This window comes from Sphingomonas sp. SORGH_AS_0438 (assembly GCF_031453475.1).
In the GTDB taxonomy this organism is placed as follows: Bacteria; Pseudomonadota; Alphaproteobacteria; order Sphingomonadales; family Sphingomonadaceae; genus Sphingomonas.
Genome location: NZ_JAVIZS010000001.1, coordinates 3,623,001 through 3,641,028, shown reverse-complemented (window position 1 = coordinate 3,641,028; position 18,028 = coordinate 3,623,001). Strand labels below are relative to the sequence as shown.

General features: G+C 69.8%; 13 protein-coding genes. 8 read left to right on the top strand and 5 right to left on the bottom strand.

The features are described 5' to 3' along the window. Window positions 1-210: 210 nt before the first annotated feature. The 3 genes from QE452_RS17120 to QE452_RS17110 all read right to left on the bottom strand — a co-directional run bounded on the left by QE452_RS17120 (window position 211) and on the right by QE452_RS17110 (window position 2,947). On the bottom strand, window positions 211-522 hold the full coding sequence (locus QE452_RS17120; RefSeq protein ID WP_309659101.1) for a hypothetical protein: 312 nt from the start codon (window positions 520-522) through the stop codon (window positions 211-213). Between the two features lie 96 nt (window positions 523-618). Then, a complete protein-coding gene (locus QE452_RS17115; protein WP_309659102.1) occupies window positions 619-1,746 on the bottom strand; it encodes a HAMP domain-containing sensor histidine kinase in 1,128 nt (375 codons plus the stop codon). Next, window positions 1,736-2,947, bottom strand: coding sequence for a response regulator (locus QE452_RS17110; protein ID WP_309659103.1), 1,212 nt, complete (start codon window positions 2,945-2,947; stop codon window positions 1,736-1,738). The genes QE452_RS17115 and QE452_RS17110 overlap by 11 nt, the downstream gene beginning before the upstream one ends. A 138-nt stretch (window positions 2,948-3,085) precedes the next feature. On the opposite strand from QE452_RS17110, the gene QE452_RS17105 reads away from it, so the two are divergent. The 7 genes from QE452_RS17105 to QE452_RS17075 are packed head-to-tail and all read left to right on the top strand — an operon-like array spanning window position 3,086 to window position 11,962. After that, window positions 3,086-4,372, top strand: a complete 1,287-nt coding sequence (locus QE452_RS17105; RefSeq protein ID WP_309659104.1) for an HlyD family efflux transporter periplasmic adaptor subunit — start codon at window positions 3,086-3,088, stop codon at window positions 4,370-4,372. Between the two features lie 12 nt (window positions 4,373-4,384). Next, the gene (locus QE452_RS17100) at window positions 4,385-5,074 is read left to right on the top strand and encodes an ABC transporter ATP-binding protein (RefSeq protein ID WP_309659105.1); all 690 of its coding nucleotides are present in this window, start codon (window positions 4,385-4,387) and stop codon (window positions 5,072-5,074) included. A gap of 26 nt (window positions 5,075-5,100) precedes the next feature. Further along, window positions 5,101-5,808 (top strand): head GIN domain-containing protein, encoded by a 708-nt coding sequence (locus QE452_RS17095; RefSeq protein WP_309659106.1) that lies wholly within the window; start codon window positions 5,101-5,103, stop codon window positions 5,806-5,808. Between the two features lie 4 nt (window positions 5,809-5,812). Beyond that, window positions 5,813-8,263, top strand: coding sequence for an ABC transporter permease (locus QE452_RS17090; RefSeq protein ID WP_309659107.1), 2,451 nt, complete (start codon window positions 5,813-5,815; stop codon window positions 8,261-8,263). A 33-nt stretch (window positions 8,264-8,296) separates the two neighbouring features. Continuing rightward, window positions 8,297-10,720, top strand: a complete 2,424-nt coding sequence (locus tag QE452_RS17085; RefSeq protein ID WP_309659108.1) for an ABC transporter permease — start codon at window positions 8,297-8,299, stop codon at window positions 10,718-10,720. Continuing rightward, window positions 10,713-11,600 (top strand): TolC family protein, encoded by an 888-nt coding sequence (locus QE452_RS17080; protein ID WP_309730422.1) that lies wholly within the window; start codon window positions 10,713-10,715, stop codon window positions 11,598-11,600. Before QE452_RS17085 ends, QE452_RS17080 begins: the two co-directional genes overlap by 8 nt. Continuing rightward, window positions 11,558-11,962: a TolC family protein gene (locus QE452_RS17075; RefSeq protein WP_309730419.1), complete on the top strand. Its 405-nt coding sequence runs from the start codon at window positions 11,558-11,560 to the stop codon at window positions 11,960-11,962. Before QE452_RS17080 ends, QE452_RS17075 begins: the two co-directional genes overlap by 43 nt. Before the next feature lie 91 nt (window positions 11,963-12,053). Here the strand turns inward: QE452_RS17075 and QE452_RS17070 are convergent, their stop codons facing one another. Beyond that, window positions 12,054-12,353: a hypothetical protein gene (locus QE452_RS17070; RefSeq protein WP_125995762.1), complete on the bottom strand. Its 300-nt coding sequence runs from the start codon at window positions 12,351-12,353 to the stop codon at window positions 12,054-12,056. Window positions 12,354-12,394: 41 nt separating this feature from the next. Continuing rightward, the gene (locus tag QE452_RS17065; protein WP_309659110.1) at window positions 12,395-15,241 is read right to left on the bottom strand and encodes a pitrilysin family protein; all 2,847 of its coding nucleotides are present in this window, start codon (window positions 15,239-15,241) and stop codon (window positions 12,395-12,397) included. Between the two features lie 143 nt (window positions 15,242-15,384). Between QE452_RS17065 and clpB the strand changes: the two genes are divergently transcribed. Next, window positions 15,385-17,964 carry an ATP-dependent chaperone ClpB gene (gene clpB / locus QE452_RS17060; RefSeq protein WP_309659111.1) on the top strand — a complete coding sequence of 860 codons (2,580 nt, stop codon included), beginning with the start codon at window positions 15,385-15,387 and terminating at the stop codon, window positions 17,962-17,964. Window positions 17,965-18,028 lie beyond the last annotated feature (64 nt).

Below are 18,028 nucleotides of genomic sequence, written 5' to 3'. Positions count from 1 at the left end.
CGCGCTTATTCAAAGGCATTTCCGCCCCTGATCGGTACAGCCGCGACAAAGCCGATCGATGCGGCCCGCGATTGGCCCCGGCTTGAATACAACGCGCCGGCTCGCATTCCCTCATATCGATTCCCGTCGAGACGGTCGCGAGGCTTAGCCTATGATTCTGACGATCCTCTCACCGCCCCCGCATCGATCGCGGGATGCCTTTCCTATGCCTTACGGGAATAGTCTTAATACCACGTCCTGATCCCATCCGACGGTCATGATCCAGCACCCCGTGACTATCCCATGGGAATGTAGCCACGCAAAAGCGCCGCCCCGGCCGATGCAGGGACGGCGCCTTCCTACCGGATCAAGTCGAGACCAGAACTTTTGACGAAGGCCGACCATGATCGAGGTCGAGGAGCTCTTCAGCTTGTAGGTCGGGGTCGTGCGGTTGCGATCCTGATCGATCGTCACGCCCTTCATCTGCATGCCCGAGGTCTGCGAATACCGCCCGAGCAACTCGATCGACGTCTTGGGCGCCACGTCGTAGCTCGTGCCCGCATCCAGGTGCCAGCGGAAGCTCCGGTCTTTGCCATCCAGCGACGCAGCGGGCTTCAGCGTACCCGGTCACCCGTGAAATCACCCGGGTGGCAGGGTCATGCGAAACAGCGTCGGCCTGCCGGCCTCCAGGGTCAGCGTGCCGCCATGCGCGAGTGCGATCTGCCGCGCGAGGCTGAGGCCGATGCCCGTCCCCTCCGGTTTGCTGGTGTGGAAGGGACGAAAGATGCGCGCGGCGGCCGCCGGCGGCACGCCCGGTCCGTGATCCTCCACCTCGATCGCCAGGTCGACCCCGCTGCCATGCATCCGCAAGGCCACCCGAGCGCCGCCGTCCGCCGCCTCGACGGCATTCTGGAGCAGCGCCCAAAGGGCCTGGCCGATCTGGTCGCGGTCGAGCGACCAGTCGAGCGCCGGCTCCACCGCGATGGTCAGCGATGCGCCCGGCCAGCGCCCCGCGAACAGCCGCGCCAGATCCTCCGCCAGCGCGCCGAGCCGTACCGCTTGCCGGGACGGCTCGGGCAGTCGCGCCAGCGCGCGATAGGCTTCGGTGAAGCGTTGCAGCCCCTCCGCCCGACGCGCCAGCGTGCCGAGGATCTCGCGCAGCAAATGGCTGTCCAGCTCCGGCCTGGCGACCGCCACCGCGCCGCTTTCCGCCAGCGAGACGATCGGGGCCAGACCGTTGAGCAGTTCATGGCCCAGCACCTGGATCATGTCCGCACTCGCCCGCGCCTCGGCGACCCGCTCTTCCTGTTCGATGTCGATCAGCGCCGCGACGCTGCGTCCGTCCGTCACCAGCACCCGGTCGATCCGCCATCCCCGGCCCTCATGATGCAGCCGGGTCGCGGCGGGATCGGTCAAGGCGGCGGGCGGCGGCAGGATTCGGTCGTCGGTCGCAAACAGGCGGCGCGCCGCGCGATTGAGGCTACGCGCGGTGGTCCCCTCGATCCCGACCAACGGGGTCGGCGCGGCGTCGAGCAGCAGGCGCACCGCCCGCGCATCGGCATCCGCCCGCGTGACCGCGACCGGCGGAGTGACGGCCCGCGGCCGGATCGCCACCCAGGCGTTCAGCGCCGCCAGCCACAGCGCCGCGACCACCGCCCCGGTCAGCAGTCCCCACAGGCCATTGCGCCACGCCACCGCGCCCGCCACGCCGCAGATCACCAGTCCTAGGCTGGCGGCGACCGGGGACAGGCCGCGCCTAAAGCCCATAGCGGGCCATGCGGCGATAGAGCGCCCCCCGGCTCAATCCCAGCGCGGCGGCGGCATGGGTGACATTGTGGCGATGCTCGCGCAGCGCCGCCTCGATCATCGCGCGCTCGGCGTCGCTCAGGTCGAAGCCGGTCTCCGCCATGGCGGCGGCTGGTTCGATCGCGACGCTCGGCAGGGCGAGCGCCGCCGCATCAATCCGGCCATCGGTCGACAGCAGCACCGCCCGTTCGATCGCCAGCGCCAGCCCGCGCACCTCGTCGGGCCAATTCGTCGTGCCGAGCAACGCCTCCGCCGCCGCGCTCAACCGCATCTCGGGCCGTCCGAACCGTGCCGCCGCGTCGCGGGCGAAATGGCGGGCGAGGAGCAGCGCATCGTCGCCGCGCCGGGCTAGCGGCGGCACCGCCACCTCGATCGTCGCCAGGCGTCGTCGCAGCGCGGGTGACAGCGCCGCGATATCGTCGCCGATGGCGATGCAGCGCGCCGCGGCCGGGATATGGTCGAGCAGCCGCGCCTGCGCGACGGGATCGAGCCGATCCGGATGACGCAGGATCAGCGTGCCATCGGCCCGGTCCAACCGGTCCCAGGCCGCCGGATCGCGCAAGTCGACTTTCATCGGCGCGTCCGGGGCGTGGCGCGAGGCGGCGTGGATGGCCTGGGCGGTCAACATCCGGCCGCTGCCCGACGGGCCGGTGACGGTGACGCCCGCCGGCGTGGGGCCGACCCGGCGGATCAGGTCGCGCAACGCCTGCATCGCGGGACTGTCTCCCAATAACCGCACCGGCTCCGCCGCGACCAGCGCAGGGGTGGCCGGCGTCGATGCGGCCATGGCGCGGCGCGCCGCCGCCGCCTCGACCTTGGCGATCAGCTCGGCATTGCGCCACGGCTTCATCATGAAGTCGCACGCCCCCGCCTGCATCGCCGCCACCGCGATGCGGATGCCGCTATGCGCGGTGATGACGATGACGCACGCCCCCGCATCCTCGGCGACGATCCGGCGGAGACAGGCCAGCCCCTCCTCCCCGCTCGATTCCCCGGCGGTGAAGTTCATGTCGAGCAGGATCGCGTCATAGCGGCGCAGCGCCAGTCGCGAGAACGCCTCCTCCGGTCCGTTCGCCGTATCCAGGCCATGGCCGGCCATGCGGAAGGCGATCGCCATCGCCTGGGTCACGGTCGGATTGTCGTCGATCAGCAGGATGGTCAACGCGCTTGACGCCCCCTCCGGCCGTCCATTTGCGGACACTGCGTCCGCCGCTGGACGGTCACCCAATCGCGTATCCACGGGAAATGGCTGTTTCATGGTGATTTAGGCTTTTCGGCTGGTTCCGGCGACACTGTCCGCATGATGACCGAACAGCCCGTACACGCAACCGCTTCTCCCGGTGCCTCGATGGATCGCCGGATCGAGCGGCCGCCGACGCCCTGGTGGCGTCGTCGCGCGGTGGTGCTGGCGGTGGCGGCGGTCGTGGCGGCGCTGCTGATCTGGCGGATGCTGCCCGCCGCCGGATCGACCGACATCGCCGCCGCCGATATCGAGACCGGCCAGGTCGAACGCGCGCCCTTTGCCGATTACCTGCCGGTCCGCGCGACCGTCGCGCCGCGCGTCACGACGCTGGTCGGGGTGCTGTCGGGCGGACAGGTCGAGAAGCTGCTGGTGCAGGACGGCGCGATGGTGACCGAGGGCCAGCCGCTCGCCACGCTCGCCAATCCCACGCTGAAGCTCGACGTGCTGACCCGCGAGGCGCAGATCGCTAGCCAGCTCGGCAGCGTCGCGGGCGAGAATCTGGGGATCGAGCGCAACCGCCTCGATCGCGCCGGCCAGATCGCCCAGGCCAATTACGACCTGATCAAGGCGCGGCGCGAACTCTCCATCCGCCAGCAGCTGCACGACAAGGGCTTCGTGTCGGACGCCGGGATCAAGAGCTTCGCCGAGGAGGCCGCCTATCAGGAGAAGCGGCTCGCCCAGCTCCAGTCGGGCGGCGCGGCGGAGGCGCGGATCACCGCGACGCAGGGGCAGCGGCTCGACGATACGCGCGGCCGGCTGGAGAACAACCTGGCGGCGGTGCGCGCGGGACTGGACGCGCTGGTCGTCCGTGCCCCCTCGACCGGGCGGCTGACGAACTTCACCATCCAGCCGGGCCAGACACTGAAGCCCGGCGACCCGGCCGGCCAGGTCGACAGCGAGGGATCGTGGAAACTGACCGCCGATGTCGACGAATATTATCTCGGTCGCGTCGCGGTGGGGCAGACGGCGCGCACCGCCGACGGCGCGCTGCTGACCGTGTCCAAGGTGCTGCCGGCCGTGAAGGACGGCCGCTTCCGGGTCGAGCTGACCTTCGACCGCGCCGCCCCCGCCGGGCTCAATCGCGGCCAGACGATGGACATCCGCATCACCCTGGGCAGCACCGCGCCCGCGCTGGTCGCGCCGGTCGGCGGCTGGCTGGAGGCGGGCGGCGGCTCCTCGGCCTTCGTGCTCGATGGCGATGGCGCCCATGCCCGCCGCCGGATGGTGAAGACCGGCCGGCGCAATCCCGAACAGGTCGAGATCCTGTCCGGCCTCCAGCCCGGCGACCGCATCGTCACCTCCAACACCGCGTCCGTGAAGGGCGACATCCTCAACCTCCGATAACAGGGACCCGCCATGATCCGTCTGCAAGGCATCCAGCGCCGCTATGTTTCCGACGAGGTGGAGACGACCGCCCTCCACGACATCGACCTGCACGTCGCCGCGGGCGAGTTCGTCGCGATCATGGGCCCGTCGGGCTGCGGCAAGTCGACGCTGCTCAACACGCTGGGCACGGTCGATCGGCCGACCGCCGGCCGCTATCTGTTCGGCGACCGCGACCTGGCGACGCTGGACGAGAAAGAACTCGCGAAGTTCCGGGGCGCGACGCTGGGCTTCGTGTTCCAGAGCTTCAACCTGATCGACGAGCTGACGATCGAGGAGAATGTCGCGCTCGGCCTCGCCTATCGCAAGGATGCGGGCGGCCAGACCGGGGGGCGTCGGGCGCGGGTCGCGGCGGCGATGGACAAGGTCGGCATCGCCCATCGCGCGCGCCATTACCCGCATCAATTGTCGGGCGGCCAGCAGCAGCGTGCCGCCATCGCCCGCGCCATCGTCGGCGATCCCAAGCTGATCCTGGCCGACGAGCCGACCGGCAATCTCGACACCGCCAATGGCGAGCAGGTGATGAACATCCTGACCGGCCTGAACGACGAGGGCGCGACCATCGTGATGGTCACCCACTCGCCCAGCCATGCCGACCTGGCGAAGCGCCGCATCGACATGCTCGATGGCCGCATCGTCGCCAATGCCATGCGCGCGATCTGAACGACCAGAGGGAAAGGGGAACAGGGATGATGAAGCGGATGATGGGCGCCGCGCTGGGCGCGATGCTGGGCGGGTGCGTGATCGCGGTGGGGTCCAGCGGCGCGGACGCGGTGCCGAGCGTCGAGACCAGGCGGTTCGACGTCGCGGGCTTCGACGCGATCGACCTGACCGGCAGCGACGATGTGCGGGTCGTGCGCAGCGACGGCGTGTCGGTGGTCGCCAGCGGCGATCCGCGCGCGATCGCGGCCCTGGCGGTGACGGTCGATCACGGCACGCTGCGCATCAGCCGCAAGCCGGGCCGCTGGCAGGATCGCGGCGCGATGGTCACGGTGACGGTCCCCTCGCTGCGTGCGGCGACGCTGAGCGGATCAGGCGCGATGGACGTCGAGACGATGGCGGCGACGTTCGACGCACGGCTGCTGGGCTCGGGCGAACTGACGCTGCGCAACCTGCACGGCGAGACGGTGCGGATGGAGCTGGCCGGATCGGGCGACCTGACCGCCACCGGCACCGTGCGCCAGGCCGATATCCGGCTGGCCGGGTCCGGCGATATCGATGCCCGGGCGCTGGCGGTGCGCGACCTGAGCGTCGACCTGGGCGGCAGCGGCGATATCCGTGCCCAGGCGTCGGACACGGCCAGCGTGTCGATCGGCGGTTCGGGCGACGTGACGGTCGCCGGCCATCCGCGCTGCACCATCCGCAAGAGCGGCAGCGGCACCGTGCGCTGCGGCTGATCCGATGACCGACCGCTACGCCCTGCTGTCGCTCTATCGGTCGTTGACGCGGCACAAGCTCCATGCCGCGCTCAACATCGGCGGGCTGGCCGTCGGCGTGGCGGTGTTCCTGGTGCTCGGCCTCTATGTCCGGTTCGAGACCAGCTTCGAACGCTGGCTGCCGCATCACGACCAGATCTATCTGATCCAGACCGAGCTGCATTTGCCCGGCAGCCCGTTCAACGGCGCCTATCCGGGCAGCATGGCCGGAATGCTGGAGCAATTGCGCCAGGACTTTCCCGGCCTGGCCGGCACGCGCATCCGGGGCGGGGCCGGCGCCGGCAGCGTGATCCGTGGCGGCATCGCGCAGCGCGAGGATGTGGCGCAGGTCGATGCGTCCTTCTTCGACGTGTTCGACCTGCCGATGGTGGCGGGCGACGGGCGGCGGGCCCTGGCCGATCCGTCGGCGGCGCTGGTCAGCCGATCGGCGGCGCGGCGATATTTCGGCAGCGCCGATCCGATCGGCCAGACGATGACGATCGGTTTTGACGGGCCGCAGGTATTCCGCGTCGCCGGCGTGTTCGAGGATCTGCCTCCCAATACCGATCTGCGCGCGGCGATCCTGACCCCGATCCCGCGCACGCCGCCGCCGATGCGCTGGGACTGGTATCGCTGGGGCACGGCGGCGCTGTCGACCTTCGTCCGCTTCCCGACGCGCGCCGCCGCCGATGACTTCGCGGCGAAGCTGCCCGCCTTCCTCCGGCGGCGGGTGGGTCACGATTTCGGGCCGGACCCGAATGCGATCCTGTCGCTGCCGCTGCTGCCGCTGACCGACCTGCACCTGCAACCGCCCGGCGCGGAGAGCGCCAGCCGCGTCGCGACGCTGGTGACGCTGGGCATTGTCGGGGTGCTGGCGCTGATGATCGCGATCGTCAATTACGTGAATCTGGCCACCGCGCGCGCGGGACTGCGCGCCCGCGAGGTGGCGATGCGCAAGGTCGTCGGGGCCAGCCGCGCCGCGCTGGTCGCGCAGTTCATGGCGGAAGCGATCCTGGCCAGCGCGCTGGCGACGCTGGGCGGGCTGATCCTGACCGAGCTGGCGCTGCCGTTCGTCAACGCCACCGCCGGCCTCTCGATCCGCCTTCCCTATCCCACGCTCCTGCCGTGGCTGATCATCCTGACGATCCTGGTCGGGCTGGTCACGGGCCTCTATCCGGCGCTGCTGCTGTCGCGTTTCCCGGCCGCATCGGTGCTGGCCAGCGCGCGGATGCCCGGCGGCGGGCGGGCGGGCCGGCGGCTGCGCGAGATGCTGGTGGTCGTGCAGTTCGGCCTCGCCACCGCGCTGCTGACCGGCACGCTCGTCCTGACCGCCCAGACCCGGCATCTGCGCCAGGCCGATCTCGGCTTCCGACGCGACGGGTTGCTGGCGCTGCCGTCCTTCGCCGCCGACGATCTCGCGCGCGAGCAGCGGCAGGCGCTGCTGGCGGCGTTCCGCGCGATCCCCGGCGTGGTCGCGGTCGGCACGGCGGATGCGACGCCCGGCAATGGAGTGGGGAACGCGTCCGAACAGGGCGGCGCCGGGGTCGACATCATCGCGATGCCCGGACGCTCCGGCCCCGGCCTTTCCGTCCTGCGCATCAATACCGGCCCCGACTTCTTCCGCGTCTATGCCCCGCGCCTGCTCGCCGGGCGGCTGCTCGACGATGCGCACCGCCGCGACGACGCGACCGACTGGACCAAGGGCCAGGACGGCTTCAACGTCGTCGTCGACCGCACCGCCGCGGCCGCGCTCGGCTTCCGCTCGGCACAGGCGGCGATCGGCCGGACGGTCGGCGGTGCGCAGCCGCGCACGATCGTCGGCGTGATCGAACCGCTCCGCTTCTTCTCGCCGCGCCGCCCGCAGAGCCCGACCCTCTATTTCTATTATCCGGCGACGCCGCCGCGCGGCCTGGCGACGCTGCGCTACACGGGCGACGCGCGCGCCACCCAGATGGCGGTGGCGGCAGCCTGGCACCGGATCGCGCCGCAAGTGCCGCTGGTCGCCGAGCCGGTCGATCGCCGCCTGCGCGAATTCTATGCCGCCGATGATCGCGCCGCGCGGTTGCTGGCGGCGGGCGCGCTGCTGGCGGTGGCGATCGCCTGTATCGGCCTATGGGGCCTCGCCGCCTTCAACGCCGCGCGGCGGATGCACGAGATCGGCATCCGCAAGGTGCTGGGCGCGTCGTCGGGTGACATCGCGCGGCTGCTGACCGGGCAGTTCCTGCGTCCGGTCGTCATCGCCAACCTGATCGCTTGGCCGCTGGCCTTTGTCGGGCTGCGGCTGTGGCTGGCGGGCTTCTCCGACCGCATCGCCCTGTCGCCGCTCTACTTCCTCAGCGCCAGCCTGCTCGCGCTGCTGATCGCGGTCGCCACCATCCTGGTCCAGTCGCTGCGCGCCAGCCGCGCCGCCCCCGCCTGGGCGCTCGGCCATGACTGACCGGTCCCCCTTCCCTCGCACGGATGCCATCGCATGAACCGCTTCGCCCTGCTGTCGCTCTATCGGTCGCTCACCCGCCACAAACTCTATGCCGCGCTCAATATCGGTGGGTTGGCGGTCGGCATCGCCGTGTTCCTGGTGCTCGGCCTCTATGTCCGGTTCGAGACCAGCTTCGAGAAATGGCTGCCGGACCATGACAAGATCTATGTCGTGCAGACGGTGTGGAACCTGCCGGGCAGTCCATTCAACGGTCGATATTCCGATACGATGGGTGGCCTGCTGGAGCAATTACAGGAGGATTTCCCGGGCACCGTCGGCACACGCATCTGGGGTGGCGAAGGGGCCGGCAGCGTCCTGCGACGCGGGGTGGCGACCAAGGAAGACGTGGCCGAGGTCGATCCGTCATTCTTCGACGTCTTCGATCTGCCGATGGTGAGCGGTGACGGCCGCCGCGCGCTGGCCGATCCATCGGGTGCGATCATCAGCGAGAGTCTGGCACACAAATACTTCGGCACCAGCGACCCGATCGGGCAGACGATCACCGCGTCATATCAGGGACCACAGACCTACCGGATCGGCGGCGTCTTCCGCGATCTGCCCGCCAACAGCGACATGAAGGTGTCGCTGCTCCTACCCCTTATCAAGGGCGTCGAGCGGGACAATTGGTTCCATTGGGGCAGCACGCACCTGACCACCTATCTACGATTTGACACAGTTGGGGCGGCGCGGGCCTATGCACAGAAACTGCCGGCGTTCGTCGATCGGCGCGCCCTGAAGGATTCGGGGCCGAACGCGTCGAAGACCGAGGCCCTCGCGCTCCTGCCCCTGACCGAGCAGCATCTCGCCTCGCCCACCGGGAGCGTGTCGAGCAAGAAGCTGACGGTGGTGACCCTGGGGCTGGTCGGCGTGCTGACGCTGCTGATCGCGATCGTCAATTACGTGAACCTCGCCACCGCGCGGGCCGGGCTGCGCGCCCGCGAGGTCGCCATGCGCAAGGTATTGGGCGCAAGTCGCAAGGCGCTGGTCACGCAGTTCCTGGGCGAGGCCATGCTAATGGTCGGCATCGCCGCGCTGGGCGGTCTGATCCTCGCCGAACTGGGATTACCGCTGGTCAATGCCGCAGGCGGGCTGTCGCTGACCATTCCGTACATGGTGGTCGTACCCGCATTGGCGGTGCTGGTGGTGGTGGTCGGCGCGCTGGCGGGCTTCTACCCCGCCTTGCTGTTGTCGCGCGTTCCCGCCGCCGCCGTATTGGCGTCGTCGCGCTCGCCCGGCGGCGGACGTGCGGGGACTCGAGTGCGCGAGGCGTTGGTCGTCTTCCAGTTCGGGATGGCGATCGCGTTCATGATCGGGACCGCCATATTGCTGGTGCAGACCCGCCACGTCCGGCAAGCCGATCTCGGCTATCAACGCGATGGTCTCATCATCCTCCGCTCGATCGCGGACGGGAATGTCGCCCCCGCCCAGCGTCGCGCGATGGTGGAGGCGATCCGCGCGCTGCCCGGTGTGCAGCGAGTCGCGCTCGGCGGCGACGGCCCGGGTGGCAGCGGCACGACGAACGCCGACAACGTGGCGCTGCCCGGCCTCCCCGGCGAAGGGCCGAACTTGCAATGGGTCGATACGGGTCCGGGCTTTTTCCAGGTCTATGGCGCGCGACTGATTGCAGGACGCATGTTCGACCCGGCACGTCGCGAGGACGATCATCAGATGATGGACGCGGCAAAGAACCATAATATCATCATCAACCGTCTCGGCGTGAAGCAATTGCGCTTCGCCTCGCCCGACGCGGCGATCGGTAAAGTCGTCGGCGGCAACCGCCCCCGCACGATCATCGGGGTGGTCGACAACCTCCGCTTCGATACGCCGCGCAACCCGATCGCCCCGACCTATTTCTATTTCTCGGGCGATCCCGCGAAGAACTATCCGATGATCGCCGCCATCCGGTACACCGGCGATCCACGCACGATGCTGGCCAGTATCCGCTCGGTCTGGCAGCGGATGGTGCCGCAGGTGCCGTTCCAAGGTGACACCGCCGACAACCGGCTGGCGCGCTATTACAAGGCCGACGAACAGGCCACCCGCCTGTTCGCGATCGGCGCGGGGCTGGCGGTGCTGATCGGCTGTGTCGGACTCTGGGGCCTGGCGTCGTTCAACACCGCCCGGCGGGTGAGGGAGATCGGCATCCGCAAGACGCTGGGCGCGTCCGCCACCGACATCGTGCGACTGCTGGTCGGCCAGTTCCTGCGGCCGGTGCTGCTTGCCAATCTGATCGCCTGGCCGCTCGCCTTCGTCGCGATGCGGACGTGGCTGGCCGGGTTCGAGGATCGGGTGGCGCTGTCGCCGCTGTTCTTCGTCGGCGCCAGCCTGGTGGCGATGCTGATCGCGGTGCTGACCGTGCTTGGCCAGTCGCTGCGCGCCAGCCGCGCCGCCCCCGCCTGGGCGCTGCGCCATGACTAGGCGTTTCGCCACCCTGGTCGCGCTGCTGCTCGCCACCCCCGCCCCGGCGGAGACGTTGCGGGACGCGATCGCGGCGGCCTATGCCGGCAATCCGCAACTCGCCGCCGCCCGCGCCCGGCAGGAGGCGCTGGCCGAGACCCCGGAACAGGCGCGGGCGCTGGGCCGCCCCACCCTCTCCACCGGCGCGAACACGGGCTATGACCGGCTGGGCCATGGCACGTCCGGCGCGGCCACGATCGACGCCGCGCTGCCGATCTGGACGGGCGGGCGCGTCCGCTCGGCGGTCCGCGCCGCCGATCGCGACGTCGCCGCCGGGGCGGAGGGGTTGCGCGACGTGGAGGCGGCGGTGCTGCAAGGCGTCGTCCTCGCCTATGCCGACCTGCTCTACAACCAGCAGGCGGTGGAGGTCGCCCGCGTCGGCATCGAACGGCTCGACCGGCAGGTGGCGGAGGCGCGCTCCCGCTTCGGCCTGGGACAGGCGACCCGCACCGACGTCGCGCAACTGGAGGCGCAGCGCGCCACCGTCGTCGCCAATCTGGCGGATGCGGAGGGCGCGCTGGCCGCCGCCGAGGCCGCCTATCGCACCGTCGTCGGACGCGATGCCGGGGCCCTGTCGCCGGAGATACCACCGCCCCCCGCCCTGCCCGAGGATCGCGCGCAGGCGCGTCGTGCGGCCGAGACGGCCAACCCGCTTCTCCTCCAGCAGCGTCGGCTGGTCGAGGCGTCGGCCGCCCGCATCGATCAGGCGCGCGCGGATGGTGCGCCGGCGCTGGACCTGACGGGCGGTTATGGCCGGGGCGTGCGGATCGGGTCGGGTGACGGGCGCGCGGCTATCCGGTGGCGGGATCGGTGGGGCTGGCGTTGCGCATCCCGCTGCTGACCGGTGGGCTGATCCCCGCGCGCATCCGCCAGGCGCAGGCGACCAACCGTGCCGAGCGGTTCCAGGCGGACGCCAGTCTGCGCGAGGCGGTGCGCGCCGCCGATACGGCCTGGGCCTCGCTGACGGCGGCGCAGGCGCGGTTGCGCGCCAATATCGATGGCCTCGCTGCCGCCGACCTGGCGCTGCGCGGCGTGCGGGCGGAATATGGCTTCGGCCTGCGCTCGACCATCGACATATTGGTGGCCGACCAGAGCTTCCGCGCCGCGCAGCTCGCCGTGGCGTCGGCCCGCGCCGACATGCTGGTCGCGCAAGCCGCGCTGCTGCGCGCGACGGGGCGGCTGACGAGCAGCGCCTATGGCTGAGCGGAACCGGGCGGCGGCATCGTCACGGTCGTGAAAAAACCCGCCGCCCGGCATCCCGGACGGCGGGTTTCCCGATCCCGTCAGACGGTGATCAGCCGGTGCGGCGGCCCGACAGGGGGAAGCTGCCGAACGCACCCGCGCCGACCGAGCCGGTGACCGTGTCGCCATCGATCGTGGCTTCGCAGTCGAGCGTCATCGGCATCGGCACGGTCATGCTCTGCTTCCAGGCGATGGTGTCGCCATCGACCGTGCCGTTGACGTCCATGCCGCCCATCGCGCCGGACACGTCGCCGGTGAAGGTCGCGCCGTCGCTGCGCACGGTCAACGTCATGTTCTGGTCGCCCAGCGGCGACTTGACGGTGCAATCATAGGTGCCGTCGACATTGGCCATGTGCATCTCTCCTTGAGTCCGAAAGCGTCGGTCCGAACGATTCACTTCGCCTTGGGTGCCGCGCCGGCCTCCGGGGACGAAGCGACCGACGCCGCCGGCACCACCTCCACCGGCAGGCCGATGGCGTCAAGCTGCGGCTTCACCGTCGCGGCATTGCCGACCACGACCCAGATCGCCTTGGACGGATCGATCGCCCTGCTGATCGCCTGGTTCAGCTCGGGCAGCGTCAGTGCCCGGTAACGCGCGGTGATCGTGGAATAATAATTGTCCGGCCGCTTGAACAGGTCGTTCGCCTGCATCGCCGACAGCACCGCGCCCGAGGTTTCGAAATTGCCGCTGAGCGAGCGGATGCCGCCCTGGATCGCGCGATCGAACTCGACCTGGGTCATCGGCTTGGCGCCCAGGAAACCGGCGATGTCGCTGCGCAACGCCGCGATCGACGGACCGGTCTGGTCGGCCTGGACCGGTGCGGAGAGGCTGTAGGGCGCGGCGAACTCCAGCGTGCGGAACCCGCCCCGGACGCCATAGGACCAGTGCTTGCTCTCGCGCAGGTCCATGTTCATCCGCGACAGGAAGCTGCCGCCCAGCGCGTCATTGGCGGTCTCGACGGGCAGCATGTTCTCGGTGCCGGTCAGCATGGTGGGGATGCCGCCGACGATCACCGATTGCGGGCTGTCCGGCCGGTCGACCAGCACGATGCGCGGCGACGCGGCATCGCTGCCGGCCGCGGGGAAGCGCTTGACCCCGGCCGGCGTGGCGGGTGCGCGCCAGTCGCCCAGCGTCCGCTCCAGCGCCGCCTTCACCTCGGCCAGCGGACGATCGCTGACCACGAAGATCTTGGCCTTGTCGGGCCGCAGCCACGCCTGCTGGAAGGCGACCAGATCGGCGCGGGTCAGCGCCGCCACCGCCTGCGGATCGCCCGCGCCACGCTGGCGCGAATAGGGCGACTCGGCACCGTAGAGGAGCGGCGGCATCACCCGCGACGCCAGGCCCGACGGATTGGTCAGTTCCTGCCCGATCTGCGCCAGCTGCTGGGTGCGCACGCGCGTCACCTCCGCCTCGTCGAAGGCGGGGTTGCGGACGATATCGGCGAACAAGGCCAGCGCGGGCGCGAGGTTCGCGCTCGGCACACCCAGGCCGATCTGGGTGCGGTCGCCGTTGAACCAGCTGTCGATATTCGCGCCCAGCCGCTCGCGCGTCTCGGCGATCTGCACCGAGTTGAGCGCCTTCGTCCCCTCGTCCAGCATGTTGAGCGCCAGTTGCTGGGTGCCGAGCCTGGTGGGTACGTCCGCCGCCACGCCGGCGTCGAACGACAGCGCCAGTTGCGTGACCGGCACGGCGGTGCGCTGCGCGTAGATCAGCTCGATGCCGTTCGCCAACCGGCTGCGCTCGATGGCGGGGAAACGGAGCGTCCCGACCTCGCCCATCGCCGGCAGCCCCCCGCGCGTCCCCTTGACCGGGGTTTCGGGCGCGGTCGCCACCTCCGCCTTGGGCGGCACCTTCGCCTCCTCATAGGCGTCGCGCGGGCCGGGCACGACGGTCAGCGTATAGGAGGGCTTGCTCAACCACTGATCGGCCGCCGCCTTGACGCTCGCCGGGGTCTGCGCGGCGAGCTGCTCCAGCTCCTTCTTGTAGAAGCCGGGATCGTTGGAGAAGAGCGCGCCCTGCGCCAGCGCCACGGCCTTGCCGCCGAAGCCGCCGACCGATTCCAGTCCGCGGATGCGGCCCGCCGTCTCGGTCGTGGCGACGCGGCGCACCTCGTCGGCGGTGGGGCCGGTGCGCAGGAAGTCGCCGACGATCTGGTCGATCCGCTTCGTCACCAGCGCCGGGTCGACGCCGGGGCGGACCAGCACGCGGATGCCGAACTGCCCGATCTGCGCCGAGCTCCAATTATAGGCCGAGGCGCTGACCGCGAGCTTCTCCTGCTTGACCAGGATGGTGTTGAGCCGCGAGCTGGACAGGCCGCCCAGCACCCCCGCCGCCACGTCGAGCGCGCGGGTCTGCGGGTCGTTGAGGCCGGGCACCGTCCAGTTGCGGGCGATCATCACCTGCGCCACCCGGTCCTTCATCGTCTCCACCTTGGGCGCGGTGAGCGTCACCACGGGCGCGACGGCCGGCGCGGTCTTCGGCCCGGCGGGAATGCCGCCGAAATATTTGGTCACCAGCCGCCGGGCGGTGGGCAGGTCGATATCGCCGGCCAGCACCAGCACCGCATTGTTGGGCGCATAATGGCTGCGGAACCAGTCCTTGACGGTGTCCAGCGTCGCCGCGTCCAGATCGGCCATCGAGCCGATCGTGTCATGGCCATAGGGATGGCTTTCGGGCAGCAGGCCGGCCGTCACCTTATAGTCGACCAGGCCATAGGGCTGGTTGTCGCCCTGGCGCTTCTCGTTCTGGACGACGCCGCGCTGCTCGTCGAGCTTGGCTTGCGTCACCGCGCCGAGCAGATAGCCCATGCGGTCCGATTCAAGGAACAGCGCGCGGTCGAGCGCGGCGGTCGGCACCGTCTCGAAATAATTGGTGCGGTCCTGGTTGGTGGTGCCGTTGAAGTCGGTCGCGCCGACCTGCTTCAGCGGCTCGAAAAAGTCGTTCGGGGCGTTTTCCGAGCCGTTGAACATCAGATGCTCGAACAGATGCGCGAAGCCCGTCTTGCCCTTGGGCTCGTGCTTGGCGCCGACATCGTACCAGACGCTGACCGCGACGATCGGCGCCTTGCGATCGGTATGGACGATCACGCGCAGGCCGTTGGGCAGGGTGAAGCTCTGATAGGGAATGTCGACCGCCTTGACGAGCGTCGCGACGGGCGCGGGTGGCTGTTGCTGCGCGGCGACGGGCGCGGCGAGCGCGACGATGGCGACACTGGCGAGCGCCGCGATACGAATGGTCATGATGATCGTCCCCCGAATTTCCTGACCTGGAGCATAGCCAGGGCCGGGACGGACGCAACACGTCACGAAAGGTGCACGGCCCGCCCTCTTGTGTTGCCGATCGGCAACACCATCTTCGCGGACAAGACGAACAGGGATCAGCCATGAACCTAGAGAAATTTACCGACCGCGCGAAAGGCTTCCTCCAATCCGCGCAGACCGTTGCCATCCGCCTCAACCATCAGCGCATCGCCCCCGAGCATTTGCTCAAGGCATTGCTGGAGGATGAGCAGGGCATGGCCGCCGGCCTGATCCAGGCGGCGGGCGGCGACGCCAAGCGTGCGGTCGCCGAGACCGACCTCGCCCTGTCGAAGATCCCGGCCGTGTCCGGATCGGGTGCGCAGGCCAGCCCCGGCCTGGACAATGACTTGGTGCGCGTGCTCGACCAGGCCGAGCAGATCGCGACCAAGGCGGGCGACAGCTTCGTCACCGTCGAACGGTTGCTGGTGGCGCTGGCCCTGTCGCTCAACACCGCCGCCGGCAAGGCGCTGAAGACGGCGGGCGCGACCCCGGAGGGGCTGAACGGCGCGATCAACCAGTTACGCCAGGGCCGCACCGCCGACACGGCGGGCGCGGAGGATCGCTATGACGCGCTGAAGAAGTTCGCGCGCGACCTGACCCAGGCGGCGCGCGACGGCAAGCTCGACCCCGTGATCGGCCGCGACGAGGAGATCCGCCGCACCATCCAGATCCTGGCGCGCCGGACCAAGAACAACCCGGCGCTGATCGGCGAACCCGGCGTCGGCAAGACCGCGATCGCCGAGGGGCTGGCGCTGCGCATCGCCAATGGCGACGTGCCCGACACGCTGAAGGACCGCCGGCTGATGGCGCTCGACATGGGCGCGCTGATCGCCGGCGCGAAATATCGCGGCGAGTTTGAGGAACGACTGAAGGGCGTGCTCGACGAGGTGAAGGCCGCTGATGGCGAGGTCGTGCTGTTCATCGACGAGATGCACACGCTGATCGGCGCGGGCAAATCCGAGGGCGCGATGGACGCGGGCAATCTGCTCAAGCCGGCCCTGGCGCGCGGCGAGCTGCACTGCGTCGGCGCGACCACGCTCGACGAATATCGCAAATATGTCGAGAAGGACCCGGCGCTCCAGCGGCGGTTCCAGCCCGTCTTCGTCGGCGAGCCGACCGTGGAGGACACGATCTCGATCCTGCGCGGGTTGAAGGACGTGTACGAGCTGCATCACGGCGTGCGCATCACCGATGGCGCGATCGTGTCGGCGGCGACCTTGTCCAACCGCTACATCACCGATCGCTTCCTGCCCGACAAGGCGATCGACCTGATGGACGAGGCCGCCAGCCGCATCCGCATGGAGGTGGAGTCGAAGCCGGAGGAGATCGAGACGCTCGACCGCCGCATCATCCAGCTCAAGATCGAGCGCGAGGCGCTGAAGAAGGAAAGCGACGCCGCCAGCCGCGATCGCCTCGCGACGCTGGAGGGCGACCTCGCCAATCTCGAACAGCAATCCGCCGAGCTGACCCAGCGCTGGCAGGCGGAGAAGGACAAGATCGGCGCCGAGGCCAAGCTGAAGGAACAGCTCGACCAGGCGCGCGTCGCGCTCGACCAGGCGCAGCGCCAGGGCGACCTGGCCCGCGCAGGCGAGCTGTCCTACGGCACCATTCCACAGCTGATGAAGCAGCTGGAGGAGGCGCAGGGCCAGACCCAGGGCGCGATGCTGCGCGAGGAGGTGACCGCCGACGATATCGCCGGCGTGGTCAGCCGCTGGACCGGCGTGCCCGTCGACCGGATGCTCCAGGGCGAGCGCGACAAGCTGCTGCGCATGGAAGAGGTGCTGGGCCAGCGCGTGATCGGCCAGGCCGATGCGGTGCGCGCCGTCTCCACCGCCGTGCGCCGCGCGCGCGCCGGTCTGCAGGACCCGAACCGGCCTCTGGGCTCGTTCCTGTTCCTGGGGCCGACGGGCGTCGGCAAGACCGAGCTGACCAAGGCGCTGGCCGAATTCCTGTTCGACGACCCCAATGCCATGGTCCGCATCGACATGTCGGAGTTCATGGAGAAGCACGCCGTCTCGCGGCTGATCGGTGCCCCGCCGGGCTATGTCGGCTATGAGGAAGGCGGCGTGCTGACCGAGGCGGTGCGGCGGCGGCCCTATCAGGTCGTGCTGTTCGACGAGGTGGAGAAGGCGCATGGCGACGTGTTCAACGTGCTGCTCCAGGTGCTGGACGACGGCCGGCTGACCGATGGACAGGGGCGGACGGTGGATTTCAGCAACACGCTGATCGTGCTGACCTCCAATCTCGGCAGCCAGTTCCTGGCAAACATGGCCGACGACCAGGATGTCGCGACCGTCGAGCCGCAGGTGATGGACATCGTCCGCGCGCATTTCCGCCCGGAATTCCTCAACCGGCTGGACGAGATCATCCTGTTCCACCGGCTGGGCCAGGCGCATATGGGCCCGATCGTCGACATCCAGGTCGGCCGCGTCCAGCGGCTGCTGGCGGATCGCAAGATCACGCTGACGCTGACCGACGCGGCGCGGGCGTGGCTGGGCCGGGTCGGCTACGACCCCGTCTATGGCGCGCGCCCCCTCCGCCGCGCGGTGCAGCGCCATCTCCAGGACCCGCTTGCCGACCTGATCCTGCGGGGCACGGTGAAGGACGGCAGCACCGTCCGGGTCGATGAGGGCGACGGGAAGCTGGCGCTGGTAGTGACGTGACGCGAAAAGGGGCCAGCATCCATGGCGGATGCCGGCCCCCGACTTTTTCAACGCATTCGGTTTG